Source organism: Parabacteroides sp. AF18-52 (assembly GCF_003479145.1).
Classification (GTDB): Bacteria; Bacteroidota; Bacteroidia; order Bacteroidales; family Tannerellaceae; genus Parabacteroides; species Parabacteroides faecis.
Window position 1 is genome coordinate 20,982 of record NZ_QUGR01000009.1, and the last position, 20,412, is coordinate 41,393.

The window sequence follows — 20,412 nt, forward strand, 5'->3', positions numbered from 1 at the left end:
CTTGTCGATAATTGTGAGTAAACTTGTCGACAATTATCGCCAGGTCTTACCATAATTATCGGCAAGCAAACAGTTCCTATTCGTTATCAATAAACAATGCCTTCTTTAGCTTCTGATAGAGGAAAGACAAGACAAGCAAGATAACTCCTAACATAATAAAGACAATAATCTTCCCTACCGTCGGCAACAGCCAAAGGTCGACAATGACCAGCTTCAACAGAACTATTCCGAAAACAGCCAGGCTTATCATACGCAGTATCCTCAGATGCAAACGCATGCCTAATGACATCTGGATAAATCCGGCAATACTCAGGGAAATGGACAAAGCCGCACTCGCTTCTTCCTCCCAACCGGTCAGACGCAACATATTATTAACGGCAACAGTAAACAGGACAGTAGAAGCGATCGCAATGAACGAGGTCATCCAATCCGCACTTTTTTGCCGGAAATTATATAAACGATAATAATACCCGGCCAGCAAAAACAGATGTACAATCACAATCACCAATGCCCCCCACTGCAATATAAACAACAAAGTATTGCTATACTCATTGACAATCGACGACAATAGCACGAATAAACAGACGGAAAGTCCGGCTGCTATCGCATAAACAATCGTATAATAACCGATCGCAAAACGCAATCTCAATCCAGCCAGCAACAACAACAATGCCAGACAAGTAAATGCCAGGCAAGCACACTCGGCTAAAGGTGCATATGTAATATGCAAATAAAAGTCTACAATAAACGAAAGATAGATAATACCGCATCCTACCAACCAGGCAATCGCACTAAACGGAGTATATGGTATCTTCGATAAGTCCGTGAATAAAGCTTTCTTCCGTTCCATTAACCAGGCAAAAACACCGAACGCCAGACCGGTAAAAATCCCGGTAGCAAACGTTCCATTCAGGAACAACGAAGAAACGAGACCATCAGATAACGCATTCTCCAGATCCATCAGATACGAGATGATTGTCAGACAGAACAATATATATGTAAAACAAGCATATACCGGTTGCCGGAACCGACTGAAAAGCCAAAGGATCACCACCATTTCCGTTGCCCACAGCAAGGTTATAAAAGTACCTTCCAGCTGAATCGGAATGCTGATCGAGATAAAAGTAAAAAACATTCCGGTCAGAAGAGCAAGTAACAATCCTTTGTCTGCCGCCCGTTTACGCACGGCAAAAGCGATACCGCCATTGATAAACGCTATAAATATAGTGAACGCTCCTTTGATATTATAAGGTAACTGCAATTCATGCAAAAACCATAGAGTAAAAAAGAGATACAGGAAGTTATTCAACACGACCGTCATTACCAGTAATTGATTTACCTTCTTATTATCCGTACGCAGCACCGATACGACAGGCAACAGGAATATCAGGTAGTACAACGTTGAGAAAAGCAACAGGTGAAACAGTTGTGCGCTACGGGCAATATCCAAATCCGCCACCAGCGAATATCCGAGCATGATCACATAGGTAGCGACAAAACAGATAAGCGGCAATTCTCCCCATTTCTTATACAATGCCAAGCCGAACATCCCCATATTCAATATCGTCATATAAGTGAACAGCACCAGATAATTACCCATCCCGTTACTGACCAGGAATGGAGCTATAAAACCTCCTGCCAATGCAATAACTGCCAACTCACGCCGGTCGTACAAAACAGAGAGAAGCGACATGAAAGCCGTCAATGCCACCAGTATGATAAAAGCTGCCGTCTGACTGAACAAGCCATAATAATGATAAGCCATTCCTACCGTCACATAGAAAATCGCAAAAGCACCTCCTGCCAGGAGGGAACTGAACGTTCGATACGTCTTTTTAAGCTTCTGGGATAAAAGCAGTAATCCGCCGCCGACTGCAAATCCGAGTACCGTACGGAACACCTCGTTGATCCAGTTCTTGTCGATCGCATATTTGACAAACAATCCCATGCCGACAACCAGCACCAGAATGCCGATCTTTCCAAACAGATTCTCTCCGATATACTTTTCATAATCGACCTTCTTCTTCTCTTTGACAATTCCAAAAGGCTTGATAACAGGCTCAGGTACTACCTTTTTCTCTTTAACATTCACAGAAGAACCCGGTTCTTCCGGCCGACTTTCAACAGGCTTCTCTACCTCCTGCATAACAGGAGGAATAATCTTTTCGACCAAAGGTTCCTGAACGATCACTTCCTTTGCTTTTTCGACAGATATCTCTACTGTTTTTTCAATAGTTTCTTGAATTTTTTCTTTAGGAATATCCTCTACAGACCTTTCTCCGGCCAGAGACACCGCCTGCTGCTTCCGGAGTTCATCCAACTGAGCTTCGATATGCTTCCGCAAACTATACAGATCTTTCCGTAAGGAATCCGTATGAGTATTCATCTTACTTATATGAGAATAGAGGCTGATCCACACAACCACGATCAGTATAATGAGTAGAATTTCCATGGGCTTACATTTAAAGGACGCTACTAATATACAGATTTATTTATGATTACAGGCTATCTATGATCTTCCTTTGCTTCTCAAAGAACAAAATACGCTGTTGCTCTCCGCTGACAGATATCATAGTAGATGATTTCAGCAAAGATTGCAACCAATGACGGACAATTTCGTAGGCTTTCAGATCCAATGATACAACCGTATTCAATATAAACGCACGAATAATACTGAGCCGGTAGTTTTGCGCCTCCAGATAACTGTAACTGGCATCGAAATTGATATTTGAAATATAAAACAGTACCGGATTACCCGTTTCACGATACATGCCACGGGCTGCCAGAACTTCTATATTATCCAGAAAACAAAGCAAATCCTGCTTTAAAAGACGGACACTTTCTTCATCTATCAGATGGATGCTGCGGCAATAAAGAATATCATTCACAATATACTGGAAAATTAAAGGATCCATTACGTAAGATGTTTTCCTGAGATATTTCGCTGCAGTGGCAGTCTCCCGCTGCACTTTCAATAATTTCTCCGAAGGTTCTATCTCCCTGAAATGAACTGCCTTATCTGAATGTCCATATTGATTATACCATTTACACAAATAGAAACGGATTATATATTCATAATCCAGCAAAAAGGTAGCAGGAAGTACATTCATACACTCCACACTGTTTGAAGAAGGATCGTTGCGTGCCCCCCACAAACGTTCATTGTACATTCCCCACATTTTAAAATCATCCTCTATAGGATCTACGTACTCCACCAGGCTCAGCTGATAAGGACGGCTCTTTGTCGCCCATCCTCCGACCAGACTATCCAACGAGATCCCGAACTTATTGGAGATGGCTGCTATCTCCGTAAAAGAAAAAGCGACATCGCCCCTCATACGGCGATATACGGCTTCTCGTTCTATGCACAGTAATTCAACAAGTGCATTGGTTAAGGTCGCTTTGTGGGGTATCTTCTCTCTGATCGCGCTGATTAACGTTTCGTAAATCAGGTCTTTACTCATAACATCAATTTTAAGAATTGCAGTAGACAAAAATAATAAAAATAAAGAAGCTTTCCTACCTATGCTCATTTTTGACTACTTTTGTACAGTTATCAACAATATTATAATATGCACGATCTTTGTTGTATAGGTCACATCACACTAGATAAAATAGTGACCCCTAAAAACACAGTACACATGGCGGGAGGAACCGCATTTTACTTCTCGCATGCAATCAAACATTTCAACGATATCGATTATTCGTTGGTCACAGCTTTGGCTGAAACAGAAATGAAAGAAGTAGACAGATTAAGGTCCGAGGGGATCGACGTTTCTGTTATGCCCAGTAAGCATTCTGTCTATTTCGAAAATATCTACGGCGAGAATCAGGATAACCGTACGCAACGGGTTCTGGCAAAAGCGGATCCGTTCACGGTCGATTATCTGAAAGATATACAGGCACGGATCATTCACCTGGGGAGTCTGCTGGCTGACGACTTCTCTTTAGATGTTGTAAGATTCATGGCTGAAAAAGGACTTGTGTCCGCCGACTCACAAGGATATCTGCGCGAAGTCCGTGATAAGAAAGTATATGCCGTCGACTGGACTGAAAAAGAAGAGGCTTTAAAATATATCCATTTCCTGAAAGCGAACGAGCATGAGATGGAGGTTCTGACAGGGCATGATGATGTGGCAGGTGCCGCCCGGATAATGTACGACTGGGGAGTGAAAGAGGTATTGATCACATTGGGGAGTCTCGGCTCCGTTATATATGACGGGAAAACGTTCCATAAGATACCGGCTTACAAACCTAGGGAAGTAGTAGATGCTACCGGCTGCGGCGATACCTATATGACCGGTTACCTGTATCAGCGCGCCAAAGGAGCATCCATAGAAGAGGCCGGTCGTTTTGCTGCTGCAATGTCGACCCTCAAGATAGAGGCTTCCGGCCCTTTCAGTGGCACAAAAGAGGCAGTAATCCATTGTATGGAAACGGCAGAACAACGATTTCCGGAGATTTAAATCTCCGGATCATTTAAACGCCTTGCTGAATGTCGTCATCAACAGAATGCAAAGCCCCAGCAGACCGACTACCATATAGGCATATTCCATATTGAATGCCTGTGAAATAGCTCCGATCAGCAACGGTGCAATGAGCGAACCGATAAAACTGATACTGGAAAGAATAGTAAGAGCTATTCCCACAGGTGTTTTCGACTTGGCACCGACCAAACTATAAATAGTAGGAACCATGCTGGATATTCCCAGTCCGACCAACATAAATCCGAAAGAGTTCACGATTACTTTCACTGCCATAGAATCGAACGTACTACCCAATAATGCCGAAATAAAGAAACCTATAAAAATAAAAGCTCCCGACAATTGCAACACCCGTTGCTTTCCGTATATCCGGTATGCATAATTAGCCAGAAAACGCCCTACAGTCATCATCACCATAAACACCAGGAACCCGATCTGTAAAGACTTAGGTACCTGCAATACCGATTCAAAATAAACGCCGCTCCAGTCGAACATCGCACTCTCCACCACCAATGCAAACAAGCCGACGAGTCCTAATTTGATCAGCAGCATCTCCGGCTTCCTGATATATTGCCATTTCTCCGACTTGTCGGCAACAGGCTCTTCCTGTACCTCCGCAGAGGCAACATCTTCCTGCAAATATTTACGGCTTACCATGGTCAGCAACAGGATCAATACAGCAATCAACGTAAAATGCCAGAACGGAGTGACATCTGAAACGATCATAATAAAACCGATCAAAGCCCCCATACAGGCAGCCAGACTCCATCCTCCGTGAAAAGAAGCCATGATGGTCCGCCCGTAAAGCCGCTCGATACCTATTCCCTGCGTATTCAACGATATATCGCATAAGTTCCAGAACACCCCGAAACAGAACAAGAACACACCAAGCATATAAATATTCAAAGCCGTCCCTATCGCAAACAATGACAAAGCGTACCCCATAATACTGATCTGCACCATGATTCGGCTCCCCAGTTTCGACACCAGATAACCCGCCAGCGGAATCGCAACAAATTTCCCTACCGGGATCATAAATAATACAATCCCCCAGTATAAGGCATCATTTACAGTAAAGATCTCCTTGATATCAGGAATACGACTCGCCCAGCTCGAAAAACAAAGTCCCTGGGCCAGAAAAAAAGAAAGAACGGCGAAACGTATGCGCTCTTTCGGATAAACAGCATGGTTGGTAGAATTCATTTCGTCAGATTTTTTTGAACAGATAAAAGTAGGCATATTTTCGTTATGTCGGGTAGCAATCTGTAAAACAAAAAGACAGAATCGTGCGTTTTTGAACGTAAAACGTGCGATAAAGCACTTACAAGAGAGATACGCGTCTAAGATAAACCACTATACTACACATAATTAACACATGGCACACTTTTTGGTTATTATCATTTAATATATTATCATCATGATCAAACACTACTTCAAAATAGGTTTCAGAAACCTACTAAAATACAAAACGCAATCCTGCATCAGCATATTAGGATTAGCAATCGGATTGACCTTTTTCACCGTTGGATACTATTGGTATAGATATGAAACATCTTACGACAGCTTTTACCCGGAATCGGAACATATCTATAATATATATACGATCGACAAACAAACAGGGAAAATGCTGCCGGGTGCTCCAGTCATTTTATGCGCTGAATTAAATGAAAACTTCCCCGAAGTCAAATATGCCGCTACTTTATCTAATGCCGGGGGCATATACACTTCTGATAATAAAACAATCGGTACCCCCTTATTTAAATGGGTGAATCAGAGCTATACCCGGCTTTTTCCTCCCAAAGTTATAGCCGGAAACATAACAGATCCCATCCCGACAACCGAAGATGGAACAAAAACGAATCTGATGGTAACCCGCAGATTTGCCTTGAAATACTGGAAAACCCCGGAAGAGGCAATTGGTAAAACACTCACCGACCAGAATAAATTTACACAGACAATAACAGCCGTTATTGAAAATCCTCCCTCAAACAGCATCTTTCAGGCAGACGGCTATTATAGTATCCAAGTCGATAAAAGCCATTATACCAGCCGTTCGCCGGAATATTACTGGAATTATCCACCTAATGAAATGTATGTATGCCTCCATGAAAATACAGATGTAAAAGCATTCAGTCGGAAGCTACGCACCTATTCGATAAAAAATCAGTTAAACCCCAATTTATATATCGAAATAACCCCTATCACAAAAACAAGATACCAATTGGGGGCGGAGATGTCCTTCAATCTAAACTATATCCGGACCTTTGTTATTTCCGGATTATTATTGCTATTCTGTTCCCTGTTCAATTTTATCAACTTACAGGTCAACCGCATCTTTGAACGTTCCCGCGAATTTAAGCTACGAACCTCTCTGGGAGCAGTAAAAAAGAATTTGTTCTGCCAGATCATCATTGAAATTTCTATCCAGGTGCTGTTAGCCTTGTTAGTCGGGGTCTCCCTGATAGAGCTGACAACTCCTTATATCGAACAACTATTGGATACGTCTATTCAAAAACAGGAATTATTTATAGACTTATTACAAACGGGAATATTCGGCTGGACTCTTCTGTCATCAATCGTCCTGCTTATCATCAGCCGCTTTATCCATAAGCAATCAAACGATTTCAAAGCAGGTCCCCAATCATTCCATACGGCCAACAATGAATGGATCCGTAAAATCAGTATCGGACTACAGTTAGGTATTTGTGTCGGCTTCATGTTTACCGCACAAATATTATTCCTGCAAATCAACCGGATGAAAAATACAGCGATGGGATTTGATACCGACAACCTTATACAGGTTAATATATCCTCACAAATCTACTCACAATTCATTGATGAGATAAAACAAATACCAAGTATTACCGATTGCATACGCGGAGGAAATTTCCGGCTAAGTCATGATAACTGGCACACCGAAAAAGAAATAGGATGGGAAAACAAACCGGCCAATGCTTCTTATGAGATCCAGATGATCCAGGCTGGCATAGACTTCGCACAAAAGATGAAAATAACATTACAGAAAGGACGTTATCTGGAAGATACAGACATGCAATCGGATGATCCGTCCGGTATCGGATGCCATAAAATACTTATCAACGAACAAATGGCCCATCTGCTTGGCACCACCGATCCGATCGGAAAAATGATTAGCAGAAAAGACTATATCCTAAGAGGGACGGACGATACACCTCCCCTTTATTTTGAGATAGTAGGAGTCGTAAAAGATTTCCACGGCCTAAGCCTTCGAAACCCAATACCTCCCACAGTCATTGAATATTGGAATTTCTATGATTACTATTTATATTTACGGACTTTACCCGGAAAGGAAAAAGAAGCTTTAAAAGCCGTAAAGGAATTGATCAGTCGTATAACCCCTGAAGGATTTCCGTTGAGCGAGACAATGACAGTCAACGATCAGCTGGAAATACTGACCCGCACCGAAAACGCCAGTCTCCGGTTATTCACCTTACTGGCCGTTTTATGCGCATTAATTTCCATCTTTGGTATTTATTCTATTTCTTCGTCCAATATGCAGCAGCGAAAGAAGGAAATAGCCATCCGCAAAGTGATGGGAGCCACGTCTCGTGAGATCATTGATATGTTCTTGAAAGAATACACAATCATCACTTTGACAGCCAATGTCATCGCCTTACCTGTCGGCTATCTGTTCGTTCAAAAATGGCTGGAACAATATCCGCTGAGCGTTCATATCCAACTCTGGATGTTTATAAGTATCCTGCTGGTTACTATCTTGTTAGTTATACTGACAGTTTTAGGACAAGTGGTTCGGGCCGCAAACGGAAATCCGGCAGATGTTGTAAAAAGCGATTAAAACTAAATGATGGAAAAGTCTATACCTCGGAATGGGTCTTCAACCAAAAAGTTCTGAAACAATTCAAATAAAAAACATTTTAAAAGCAGCTACATATCAATGTCTTACATTTAAATATATTATTTTTCTCATTTATTATTCAATAGAGATGCAGCCTTTTTGCAACTTCTATCATCTTATTAGTCGTACATAATTTATTAACACTAAAATAAAAGAAAAATGAAAAAGACGTTGAAATGGTCGCTTGTGATGATGTTAGCAGTAGTTGGTTTAACTTTTGCTTCTTGTAGTGATGATGACGATAACACTCCGACAGTAGGAACTGTAGAAGATGTTAATGGCGAATTTACAGGAAAGATGACTTATACAAAAGAAGCTAAAGCAACAGAAGCAGATCCTACAGCAACAGAATTGGAACTTAAAGTTGCAAATGACTCAATTCAGTTTGAAAAATTCCCTTATCAAGCATTAGTAGTAGAACTTCTGGGTGAAGAAGCATCAAAGCCCATCATCAAAGCGATTGGCGATTCACTGAATTACAAAATAAACTATACAGCAACAATGAATGCTGCAAAAGATTCAGTTGTAATGACTTTAAAACCGGAACCATTAAAAATCGATGTGGCTGGTGTTGAAGTTACTATCGAAACAGAAAAGACAGCTTCCTATGCAGTAAGCGACAAGAACTTGAAGTTCGCTTTGAAAGCAGCCAGCGTAAAAGTCGGCGGAGCCGATTTCCCTTTCACTCCGATGGACTTATCATTTGATATGAAGAAAAAATAAGACTAACTCTATCCAATATAAACGGAGAATGTTTCATTGAGAGCATTCTCCGTTTTTTTATAGTATGACGACAGATTCTACATTATATATTTATAGCGCGTTAAACTTTTCTCACCTTCCTTCCGCAACAGATTACTTTCAACCGCCTCTTTTAAATCGCGGCTGGCAGTAGCGGTTGATAGCTCTTTAAAATACCTCAGATAATCTTTACGAGTAAAGGTTCCATCTTTTATATGCTCCCGGAACAATGCAATCCTGTCCCGACCCGAAAGTGTCACATTCTGCGACTGTAATAATTCTTCAAGCGACTCTTCCACTATTCTTAGCATAAATTCAATAAAAACAGTAGATTCTCCTTTTGAATCTGCAATAGCTAATGTCCGATAATACTCTTCCTGATTTTCTTTAATAAGAGATTCTACCGGTAAATATCCGAATACCGGATTATACTTTATCAAAATAACACTTTGCCACAGACGTCCCATTCTTCCGTTTCCATCGAGAAAAGGATGAATAAATTCAAACTCATAATGAAAAACACAACTCTTGACCAGCAATATTTCATCATCATTTTTCAAATAATGGAATAAATCATTCAACAGCGATTTAACAAGAGTTCCTGAAGGAGCGACATGTGCCAACTGTTCCCCTTTTATGATACCAACAGATTTACTCCTTAACCTTCCTGCGTTTTCAACCAATCCATCCATCAATATCCGATGTGCCTCACATAAGGATTCTATACTGAAAGGATCAAAAAGTTCGATATTTTCATAAGTACGGATTGCATTTTTCACTTCAGTAATATCCCTCAATGGGGCTATTACGCGTTTGTTTTCCAATATTGACGTAACCTGATCGAAAGATAATGTATTTCCTTCAATGACAAGAGATGAGTGGATAGTGCGAATCCTGTTCTTTTTTCTCAATTCAGTAGGAGGCCTATGTAAACAGGCTGCTTTTATTTCACCTAGTTTTTCTGAAATCGAAGCAACCCTTGCCAATATATAAGGTGTTATTTTATAAGGAGGTTTCATTGTGATAGTATCATTTGATAGTATCAAAGATAGGGAATATATTTATGCAAACATAAAAAAACCCTTCCCGTAATGTAAATTAACATTAAACCGGAAAGGGATTCTTAATATGGAATAATCTCTGTCGGATTGCTTCTCTATAATTTTTCTTTTAAATATTTACCTGTATACGATTCCGGACACATAGCCACCTCTTCCGGCGTTCCGGCACAAACCAGATAACCACCTGCGTTACCGCCTTCCGGACCCAGATCGACCAGATAATCGGCACATTTGATCACATCCATATTATGTTCGATGATCACGACCGTATGACCTTTGTCGATCAGCGCGTTAAATGCCTTTAACAAGGTCTTTATATCATGAAAATGCAGGCCGGTAGTCGGTTCGTCAAACACGAACAAGGTCGGCTGCTGCTTTTCCTGTCCCAGATAATAGGCCAGCTTCACACGCTGGTTCTCACCACCGGACAAGGTTGAAGAAGTCTGTCCCAGCTTGATATAACCCAAACCGACATCCTGCAACGGCTTCAGCTTCTTGATGATCTTCTTTTCCTGCGACCCGGTATGTTGTTCAAAAAATTCAATAGCCTGATTGACTGTCATTTCCAGCATGTCATAAATATTCACACCGAAATATTCCACATCCAGCACATCCTGTTTAAAACGCTTTCCATGACAGCTTTCACAAACCAATGTAATATCTGCCATAAACTGCATCTCTACCGTAATACGCCCGTCACCTTTACACTCTTCGCAACGGCCGCCTTCCTTATTAAAAGAGAAATAGGCTGCCGTATATCCTAATTGTTTCGCCAACGGTTGTTCGCCGAATAACTTACGGATCTCGTCGTAAGCACCGATATAAGTCACCGGATTGGAACGCGAACTCTTACCGATCGAGTTCTGATCGACAAACTCGATCCCCTCGATCATCTTCATATCACCTTCCAGACCCGAACAGTCCACCATCAGACGGGCGGCCTCATCCAGATAATGCTTTACTCCTTCATAGAAGATGTCACGTACCAATGAACTCTTTCCCGAACCGCTGACACCGGTAACCACCGTCATCACATTCAGCGGAAACTTCACATCGATCCCTTTCAGGTTATTTTTGCGTGCCCCTTTTACTTCTATATAATTATTCCACAAACGGCGGAAAGTAGGAACTTCTATCTTATCTTCACCCGTCAGATAACGTACCGTATGGCTGTTACTACTGGTCTGCAGGTTGTTGACATCCCCCTGATAAACCACTTCGCCACCCAGACGTCCCGCCTTCGGACCTATATCGATAATATAATCGGCAGAACGGATGATATCTTCGTCATGTTCCACCACGACAACGGTATTACCCAGCGCCTGCAACTGACGCAACACTTTTATAAGCAAATCAGTATCCCTCGAATGCAGTCCGATACTCGGCTCATCCAATATATATAAGGAACCGACCAGACTACTACCCAACGAGGTTGCCAGGTTGATACGCTGGCTCTCACCACCCGACAAAGAGGCCGAAAGGCGGTCAAGCGTCAGATATCCCAATCCTACATCCAGCAGGAACTGCAGGCGGTTCATGATCTCCGTCAACAGACGTTTGGCCACAGCCGCATCCGTTTCGTCCAGTACCAGATTATCGAAAAAGGCTTTTGCTTCCGTGATAGGCAGCGATACCAGTTCGGAGATATTCTTTCCCCCGACTTTCACGTAAAGCGCTTCCGGCTTCAGACGTGCACCTTTACAGGAAGGACAGGTCGTCTTTCCACGGTAACGTGCCTGCATCACACGGTATTGTATTTTATACAGATTCTCTTCCACGAATTTGAAGAAGTCATCGATCCCATGCAATCCCCGGGCCCCATGCCACAGCAGATCTTTTTCCTTCTGCGTCAGGTCGTAATAAGGGCGATGAATCGGGAAGTTGTATTTCTCACTCTTGGCAATGAACTCTTTCAGCCACTCTCCCATCACTTCGCCTTTCCAGCAGACTACCGCCCCCTGGAAAACCGACAAGCTCTTATCCGGCACAACCAGATTCTCGTCGATACCCAGCACCTTACCGAATCCTTCGCAGACCGGACAGGCACCCAACGGGTTGTTGAAGCTGAACATCATATCGGTCGGTTCGATGAACGTAATACCATCCGCCTCGAACTTCTTCGAATATTCTTTCACCACCGTACCCTCGGTAGCATAAATACGGATAATGCAGGTATCATGCCCTTCAAAGAATGCCGTTTCCGCCGAGTCGGCAAGGCGGCTCTTCAAGGTCTTGTCGTCCGAAACAGCCAAACGGTCGATCAGCAGTTCGATATTTTGGGAAGCGAGTAAGGCCTCGTCTGCCATCACTTCCTGAATACGGTAAGCCGTATCGTCGATCGACAAACGGGTATATCCCTCTTTCTGCAGGATCTCCAACTGTTCCTTCATGCTCCGGCCTTCCGGCAAAACGACCGGGGCGAATACGGCAAAACGGGTTCCCGCCGGATACGACAGGACCTCGGTAATGATATCTTTCACCTGGTGCTTCTTCACCTCCATGCCCGACACGGGCGAGATCGTCTTGCCGATCCGGGCATAAAGCAACCGCAGGTATTCATAAATTTCCGTAGATGTCCCCACTGTTGAACGCGGGTTACGGGTATTCACTTTCTGTTCGATAGCGATGGCCGGCGGAATACCTTTGATATAATCACACTCCGGCTTGCTCATACGCCCCAGGAACTGGCGGGCATAAGAAGAAAGGCTTTCCACATAGCGGCGCTGCCCCTCGGCATATAACGTATCGAAAGCAAGTGATGATTTCCCGCTGCCGGATAATCCGGTTATGACGACCAGCTTGTCGCGTGGGATCTCTACATCAATGTCCTTCAGATTATTGACACGAGCCCCTTTGATAAATATAGAATTATTTTCAGACATAAATCTTTTCCTAATAAGGATACAAAAATAGCAAAAAGAAACGAGAACCCGATTCTTAGTATCAAGGTATTCGGGTTTGTTATTATTTATTATCTTTGCCCCAAAATGAAGAAAGTGTTACAATAATCTCAAACCAGACAAGATTCATGAACAATCAGTATATCCGCCTGCTTCTGGCAGTGTTCCTTTGTGTAGTTACCTCCTGTTCGACTACACGCCAATTGCCTGTTCGTCAAACAGAAGGAAAAGACAAACGGGAATTCAGGGGAGCCTGGATACAGACAGCCTTTCAGGGAGAATATAAAGACATGACCCCGGCGCAGATGCGGAAAGATTTTGTGCGCAAGTTGAATTACCTGCAATCCTGCGGTATCAATGCCATCATCTTCCAGGTCCGTCCCGAAGCGGATGCTTTCTATAAATCGGACATCGAACCCTGGAGCCGCTTTTATACCGGCCAGCAAGGCGTCGCCCCGGCAGGCGATTTCGACGTAATGGAATTCCTGATCAAAGAATGCCACAAACGGAACATGGAGTTCCATGCCTGGCTGAACCCTTACCGTGCCAGCACGGCAGGTAACACCCGGTTTGCCGACTCTCATATTTACAACCAGCATCCGGAATGGTTCGTTACCTATAATAAGCAGATCCTGTTCGACCCGGGACTTCCTCAGAACCGTGAGTTCATCTGCAAGGTGGTACGCGATATCGTCAGCCGTTACGACGTGGATGCCATCCACATGGACGACTATTTCTATCCCTATCCCGCCCCCGGAATGCCTTTCCCCGATGATAACAGTTTCCGCAAATACGGTCTGAATAAAGGATATACGGAAGCACAGCGCGGCGACTGGCGCCGGGAGAACGTGAACACCTTGATCAGCGAACTGAAACGGACGATACTCCTGACCAAACCCTGGGTACGTTTCGGCATCAGCCCGTTCGGCATCTACCGGAACAAGAAAAGCACACCCGACAATTCCGGCAGCAACACCAACGGCTTGCAGAACTACGACGACCTTTATGCAGATATCCTGCATTGGGTAAAAGAAGGCTGGATCGACTATAACATGCCACAGATATACTGGGAGATAGGCCATTCGGCAGCCGACTATATCACCCTGATCCAATGGTGGAACAAGAACGCAACCCCGGCAGGTCCTCACCTTTATATCGGTCAGGACGTGGCACGCACGATGAAAGCCGACCAGCTGACACGTAAAATGCTCTACGAACGTTCGCTGTCGAAAGTAAAAGGTAACTGCTTCTGGCCGGCCAACGAACTGTTATGGAATAACAAAGGCGTGGCGGACAGCCTGAAAAGGAACTACCACCGTTATCCGGCATTGATCCCGGCTTATACCCACATGCATAACCGGGCTCCGCAGGAGGTGAAGAAATTGAAAAAAGAATGGACCCAGGATGGCTACATGCTGCACTGGCAAGCAGAGCAAAGTCCTACAAATCCGGAGCTTGCCTCCTACTTTGTCGTTTACTGTTTCGAAGATAAAGAACCGGTCGATCTCAGCAACCCGGCCAAAATAGCAAAAATCACCCGGGACACAAGATTTTTAATGCCTTATAATAACGGAAAGAAAAAATATCGCTATATTGTGACCGCTGTCGATCGTTTCCATAACGAAAGCGAAGGTAAAAGTATCAAGGTAAAATTATAATGATTGTCTATGTTCTCTTCCGACCTGAGATATAGCAAGTTCACGGATTGTGGCTCCTGTCCTGAATACAGGAAACACATCTTTAAATATCGTTCTTATCCCAAGGGAATCATCATTCCTCGGGAACGTTGCCTGCAGAATACACTCTATTTTCTGCTGAAAGGGAGTGTACAGGTCAACAGTGAAGAACATCCCGACACAGTCTTCCACGAAGGACAGTTTATCCTGCAACCGATCGGTTCAAAGGTCGAATTTAAAATACTTGAAGCCGCCGAATGTATCTTGTATCTGTTCGAGCGACCGATGAATGTCTGCAACGAACGTTTTAATAAAGGAGCAAGCATCGCAGAGACTTCACGCATCGAACCGGTCGTGATGAATATGTGTCCGCCTTTGCAATATTTCGTGGAAGGGATCAGAATGTATCTGAACGACGACCTGTTGTGCTCCGGTTTCCTGAATGCCAAACGGACAGAACTGGTGTACCTGCTCAACTGCTACTATACATTAAAAGAACTCTCTGCTTTCTACTCTCCGATTTACCGGTACAGCAAGAGCTTCCGTTATTTCATTATGCAGAATTATATGAAGGCAAAAGATGTGGAAACCTTCGCACAGATGGGTGGCTACAGCACGCCGACTTTCCGCCGTCTATTCAAAGAGACATTCGGCGAACCCGCTTACCAATGGATGCTGAAAAAGAAATGTGAAGATATCCAGAACGATCTTACCACTACCGATATGTCGATCTCCGAAATCAGCTATAAGTATGGTTTCGAATCACTTTCCAACTTTTCCCATTTCTGCCGTGCCAATTTCGGCATGTCTCCCCGTGCCTTACGGACGAATAAAGAAGAATAAGCAGCAAAAATCAACAGCTTTCGCACTTTTTACAACTTATTGAATAGAAAAAGCAATTTTCTGCATGTTTTTTCCCGATATATTTGCGACAGAAACAAAAGGAATTGAATTTCAAAGAATATTCGGTGATGATAAAAGGAGAGATAGGTTGCTCATGCGGAATTGCCGCTTGCATATTAATGATCATTACATGTTTCATTAAATGCAGTACAAAGGAAGAGCCGGAACAGTCCTCCTACGGTTTTATCTCATATTCGCTGAAATGGGAACAGGCCTTGAGCGGCCACGAGAGTCCAAAGAAAGTACGTTACTGCTTCTATCCCCTGGAACAGGGTGCGATGACACAGATCGAAGGCGATGCCGGCGGACTGAAATTCACCTTACCACCGGACAAATACCGCTTACTGGTTTTCAATTGTGATGCCGACAATATCGCATTCCGCAATATGAATACATTCGAAACGGCAGAAGCATACATTCCGGCAACGAAAGCAACCGGATATACGACATCAGGACGTATTCCTTTTTATGGAATAGCTATTGACGAATTGGAGGTGGAAGCTAACGAAGGGATCAGCAACACACGTGAGTTCAGCATGGCTTCATTGATCCGCGAAGTAACGATCGACATAAAAGTCGACGGTATGGAGTACATAAAAGAATGTAAGGGTGAATTAGCAGGAGTACCTGCCGCTTTCAACCTGAGTAAACAAGAGATCGTACCGGAAAAAACAACAAAAGTAAACTTTGAAACCGCTCCTTCAAAGGAAGGAGTTAAAGCAAACATTATGATATTAGGAACCGCCCCCAAACATGGAGAAACCCCTCCCCCTACCCCCACAAACGAGGTAAAGCTGGATTTCACCCTCAATGACGGCAGTACCTCTTCCGCAACGCTCGATTTAGGAGAATCGATAGGCAATACGGAAGGAAATAATATCAATGTAAATGTATCCGTAACGGTAGAAAAAGATGCTTCCTTCACTGTAAAGATCAACAACTGGGAAGTTTCTGCCGGTGACGACATGGTCATTGAATAATCCAAATAATAAACAATCAAAAGAGTTCAAACAATTTAATTTTATAATTATGAAAACATTAGTATTAAGTATGATTTCAATTGCTGCAACTGTTGCAGCAATGACCGCTTGTACAAGCGAGAGTGGAAACGATCCTATCAATGAAATTGAAAAAGGCTCTGAAATTAATATCACAGCAAATGTGTTAAAAGCAGAAGTCGAAACAAAAGCAGCAGTAACTGGTAACGCTCTAGAGGGAGTACAAATCCTACGTAAAGATGCCAAAACTGCAGATGCTGGTACAACAAATTGGGAAACTACTCCAATCGAAGTCGACATTGTAGATGCTTCTACGAACATATTTAACTCACAAAAACAATATTACAAACCCACAGGAGAAAATGCATATTTCATTGGATTTTATCCTAAAGGTTCAGTTGACGACTCAGGAGTCGTGACTTTTACCAGCATAACAGGAAAAGAGGATGTTCTCTTATCTAATGAACTCAATGCCGGGGCAAGAGGCTCAGCGACAAGCGACCTTAAATTAACATTCAGCCATAAATTAGCATTAATCAAATTTACTTTCAAACAAGGAACGGGTTATCCTGCTGATGATCAAGTAACCTCTCTTACAGTAAAAGGAGCTGAATTACCAGCAACAATGAAATTAAGTGATGGAACTATAGCCTATACTACGGATAAAGCAGCTACAGGAATTTCAGCTTTTGCTGGAGGGAGTTATACCATTTCTTCTAGTGGTTCTACAACAAATGATGCGGATGCATTAATGATTGAACCAGGTAAAGATATTACTCTTGATATTACAACAAGCAAAGGTTCATTCACTGTATCAAAAGTAAAAATAAATGGTAGTGATAGTGAAAAAACAGTTGAAGGCAAACAATACAATATATCTATCACATTTAATGCAAAAGAAGCTAGTGCTAATGCAACGATAAATCCATGGGGTGATCCAATATCAGGTGAAGGTACAACTGAATAATAAAAACATTAATAGAGAATGTGCCAATAATCGACTTTTGGCACATCCTCTTCCTACATATAGACAATTATCCTTTTAAACTGCAAGAATAAATGAAACCCATTATTTATCTTATTACATTCCTCATTGTATTTTTAAGCTGTAATAACGGAAACGAAAGAGACATTGCAGTTCTTGACAATACCGAAATACATTTCGGAGAAAAGATCATAACCTCTAAAACTCTTATTGATGGAACGACATTACCCGAAAGTTCTCAAGTAGGTATTTTTAGTTGGGGGCACAAAATCAACGAGGACATCACCAATACCGGCATACGTAAGGATTTAAACAACAAGCTTTATACCAAATCCTCCGACTCCCAATTAATCACTGACTACCATGCTCACTACCCTGTCAACCCCGACACCTTACTCAACATTTACGCCTACTACCCATATACCGAAGCAGCAACTGCCGCTCCTTCGAATATCCCGTTTGACCTAAAAAAACAAGACGATATCATGTGGGCAACCCCCGTATTGAATCTTGACAAAACACTGAGAGATACCCCAGTCAATCTATCTTTCAACCATATCCTATCCGCCATCACTCTTAAATTCAAGAAAGCGGATGATATTAAAGAAGATCTGATTCTACAAAGTATTTCGATGGAGAATTATCCCTCCACCATACAGTTAAACGTACAAACCGGTAAGCTAAGCGCAGCCGCCTCAATAACACCTTACACGCTTATTGACAATCTGAACGAAGCAATGACACCGAACGAAATAACACTCGTAACAAACCACCTTCTTTATCCGATAGAGAAACCTGTTTTCATCGTCCGAATGAGTGGCAAGGATTATCGCATCGAATCCCAAAAGGCTTTTGAAGGAGGGAAAAAACAAACCTACTCTTTCACCATACAGGCACAGGATATCAGCATCTCAGGCAGCATCACTCCCTGGCAGGATGGCGGCACAAGCGACGAAACGGTTTATTTCTAAACGATTATTCTTATCCATTTAGGATTCACCCAAAGATAAAACCATTCAAAGCTTGTATTCATCAGAATTGATATACTAGCGAATTTGAATAATACATCATTCAACCCTTCACCTTTTACAGTCATCTTTTGATTATTACTGGCTTATAGGTGAATGATCGGGGTGAACGGTTTGATTAAAGGGTGAACAGTCACCTCTAAACCGTTCACCTTCTTATAAATAGTTATCCGGGCAACTCAATACTATCTTTTTAGACGGCATCTTTTACCATCAAACCTACTATCTACTAACTCCGTAGTTATGACTTACAGATCCGGACACCACCATCGTCAAGCTTTGCGACCAAGGTCGTTAAGGTTTGCGACGTCGCTCATCAAGCTTAACAACGAAGGTCGTTAAGCAAAAAGATTATGACATCCGGCTTAATCAGTCCGGACTTTCCACGTAGTGATTAATAACATACAGGCTAAACATAAGAAGCCCTAAAAAGACAAGGTGAATGGTTTACGCCAATCGTTCACCTTTTTTACGAAACCGTTCACCCAACTATTCACCCATCACCGTTTAATTATCAAAGGATGATTGCAAAAAAGATGAACAATGAACGGTTAAAGGCAGTTTTACTATGTATTACTCAGCCATCTGAATATAAAAATGATCGGTCAGGATATTCGTATACGTCTGAACCGGAATACCATCGTAATTATTCAGCTCACCGACAAGGATCAACTCAGCCTCTTCCATCCATGGCTGGAAAGAAAACTCTTTTTTATAACTGACCTCCTGCAATAAGGTCGGATTGCTTTTCAAGACGACATAAGCATCTCCATCCGCTACCTGCTTTCCTTCAAAAGCGACCATGCGTTCATACATTTTTTGCTTATTCGCCCCATTGATGCGGATAGGAGCCAAACGAAACGAATTGTTCCCCTGACGCAATACCGGAGTCAGCAACAATGTCTGATAACGTCCGACGGACACGCCACTCAGTAAAAGATCCATATCCAACTTCAAACGGCCGTGCTCTACTTCAGCCTTGTTTTGTTTGATATTAACCAGGCCATTGTAAACTGTAGCCTGCGCTTGTGTCTGCGACTGCAACTGCATAGGGCACAACTGCATAATCAACAGAAAAAGGAATATATAGACCGGAGTTTTCATCGTTCACTTATTTAATTATATATACAATACTAACACCGAGCTTGGTCGGTCCGAAGTAGTTATTACGGTACTTATAAGCAGATTCGCCGTCTGCAGGGTAAGCCGATTTATCGTATTCAAAATGAACAAAACCGACTCCTGCTGAAAATTCGATGTTCCAATGCGGAGAAAGATACAACTGATATCCGTAAGAGAGACCACCGCCATATCCGTTACCGTCGTAGGCAAATTTCTTTTTCATCACCGACATGAAGTTCGAATTGGCAATGTCGTAATCGATATAAATACCATGAAGCCCAAAGTAATGACCGTTAAACTTTTCGTGCAGCCAGTAGCGGGCTTCGGGTTGTACCATCCAATGCTTCCACGATTTGTCGCTCACGATATCCCATCCGTTATAGTTCCCGGAAATATCCAGCGACCAGTGTTGATTGAATCCCACTTCTACGCCCAGATTCACCGTTGCGGTTGCATCGTACAGGATATTGGACTTGACAGCCACAGTCTGCGCCTTTCCCTCCCAGCCCAGACAACACAAAAGCAATGCGATAAATAGTATTTTTTTCATATTAATTTCTTTTTCTCTACATGCTTTAAAATCAATTAGCACACAAAGATAGAAAAAAGAAATATAAAT

The 20,412-nt window shown here is 42.6% G+C and carries 15 protein-coding genes; 8 read left to right on the forward strand and 7 right to left on the reverse strand.

Features of this window, described 5'->3' with window-relative positions; translation table 11 throughout:
- Positions 1 to 76: 76 nt before the first annotated feature.
- Both DWX23_RS15420 and DWX23_RS15425 read right to left on the reverse strand, forming a co-directional pair.
- On the reverse strand, positions 77 to 2,452 hold the full coding sequence (locus tag DWX23_RS15420; protein WP_233587624.1) for a DUF2339 domain-containing protein: 2,376 nt from the start codon (positions 2,450 to 2,452) through the stop codon (positions 77 to 79).
- A gap of 46 nt (positions 2,453 to 2,498) precedes the next feature.
- Positions 2,499 to 3,464 (reverse strand): hypothetical protein, encoded by a 966-nt coding sequence (locus DWX23_RS15425; protein ID WP_122375234.1) that lies wholly within the window; start codon positions 3,462 to 3,464, stop codon positions 2,499 to 2,501.
- A 108-nt stretch (positions 3,465 to 3,572) separates the two neighbouring features.
- Between DWX23_RS15425 and DWX23_RS15430 the strand changes: the two genes are divergently transcribed.
- Positions 3,573 to 4,466 carry a PfkB family carbohydrate kinase gene (locus DWX23_RS15430; protein WP_122375235.1) on the forward strand — a complete coding sequence of 298 codons (894 nt, stop codon included), beginning with the start codon at positions 3,573 to 3,575 and terminating at the stop codon, positions 4,464 to 4,466.
- A gap of 9 nt (positions 4,467 to 4,475) precedes the next feature.
- Here DWX23_RS15430 and DWX23_RS15435 read toward each other — a convergent pair whose 3' ends face one another.
- Positions 4,476 to 5,687, reverse strand: a complete 1,212-nt coding sequence (locus tag DWX23_RS15435; protein ID WP_122375129.1) for an MFS transporter — start codon at positions 5,685 to 5,687, stop codon at positions 4,476 to 4,478.
- A 214-nt stretch (positions 5,688 to 5,901) separates the two neighbouring features.
- Between DWX23_RS15435 and DWX23_RS15440 the strand changes: the two genes are divergently transcribed.
- Complete coding sequence (locus DWX23_RS15440) at positions 5,902 to 8,319, forward strand: ABC transporter permease (RefSeq protein WP_122375130.1); 2,418 nt, start codon at positions 5,902 to 5,904, stop codon at positions 8,317 to 8,319.
- Between the two features lie 219 nt (positions 8,320 to 8,538).
- On the forward strand, positions 8,539 to 9,102 hold the full coding sequence (locus tag DWX23_RS15445) for a DUF4840 domain-containing protein (RefSeq protein ID WP_122375131.1): 564 nt from the start codon (positions 8,539 to 8,541) through the stop codon (positions 9,100 to 9,102).
- A gap of 77 nt (positions 9,103 to 9,179) precedes the next feature.
- On the opposite strand, the gene DWX23_RS15450 is transcribed toward DWX23_RS15445, so the two are convergent.
- Positions 9,180 to 10,139 carry a Fic family protein gene (locus DWX23_RS15450; RefSeq protein ID WP_233587625.1) on the reverse strand — a complete coding sequence of 320 codons (960 nt, stop codon included), beginning with the start codon at positions 10,137 to 10,139 and terminating at the stop codon, positions 9,180 to 9,182.
- Between the two features lie 137 nt (positions 10,140 to 10,276).
- The gene (gene uvrA / locus DWX23_RS15455) at positions 10,277 to 13,063 is read right to left on the reverse strand and encodes an excinuclease ABC subunit UvrA (protein ID WP_122375133.1); all 2,787 of its coding nucleotides are present in this window, start codon (positions 13,061 to 13,063) and stop codon (positions 10,277 to 10,279) included.
- A gap of 146 nt (positions 13,064 to 13,209) precedes the next feature.
- On the opposite strand from uvrA, the gene DWX23_RS15460 reads away from it, so the two are divergent.
- From DWX23_RS15460 to DWX23_RS15480, 5 genes are all read left to right on the forward strand, one after another.
- Positions 13,210 to 14,739 (forward strand): glycoside hydrolase family 10 protein, encoded by a 1,530-nt coding sequence (locus DWX23_RS15460; protein ID WP_122375134.1) that lies wholly within the window; start codon positions 13,210 to 13,212, stop codon positions 14,737 to 14,739.
- Between the two features lie 9 nt (positions 14,740 to 14,748).
- On the forward strand, positions 14,749 to 15,600 hold the full coding sequence (locus DWX23_RS15465) for an AraC family transcriptional regulator (RefSeq protein ID WP_122375135.1): 852 nt from the start codon (positions 14,749 to 14,751) through the stop codon (positions 15,598 to 15,600).
- A gap of 104 nt (positions 15,601 to 15,704) precedes the next feature.
- Positions 15,705 to 16,640, forward strand: coding sequence for a DUF5119 domain-containing protein (locus DWX23_RS15470; RefSeq protein WP_233587626.1), 936 nt, complete (start codon positions 15,705 to 15,707; stop codon positions 16,638 to 16,640).
- 49 nt (positions 16,641 to 16,689) lie between these two features.
- A complete protein-coding gene (locus DWX23_RS15475) occupies positions 16,690 to 17,625 on the forward strand; it encodes a fimbrillin family protein (protein ID WP_122375136.1) in 936 nt (311 codons plus the stop codon).
- Between the two features lie 92 nt (positions 17,626 to 17,717).
- On the forward strand, positions 17,718 to 18,614 hold the full coding sequence (locus DWX23_RS15480; protein WP_122375137.1) for a fimbrillin family protein: 897 nt from the start codon (positions 17,718 to 17,720) through the stop codon (positions 18,612 to 18,614).
- 630 nt (positions 18,615 to 19,244) lie between these two features.
- Here DWX23_RS15480 and DWX23_RS15485 read toward each other — a convergent pair.
- Together DWX23_RS15485 and DWX23_RS15490 are read right to left on the reverse strand one after the other, a co-directional pair.
- A complete protein-coding gene (locus DWX23_RS15485; RefSeq protein ID WP_122375138.1) occupies positions 19,245 to 19,775 on the reverse strand; it encodes a DUF3868 domain-containing protein in 531 nt (176 codons plus the stop codon).
- A 7-nt stretch (positions 19,776 to 19,782) separates the two neighbouring features.
- Positions 19,783 to 20,343: a DUF3575 domain-containing protein gene (locus DWX23_RS15490; RefSeq protein ID WP_122351940.1), complete on the reverse strand. Its 561-nt coding sequence runs from the start codon at positions 20,341 to 20,343 to the stop codon at positions 19,783 to 19,785.
- Between the last annotated feature and the right edge of the window lie 69 nt (positions 20,344 to 20,412).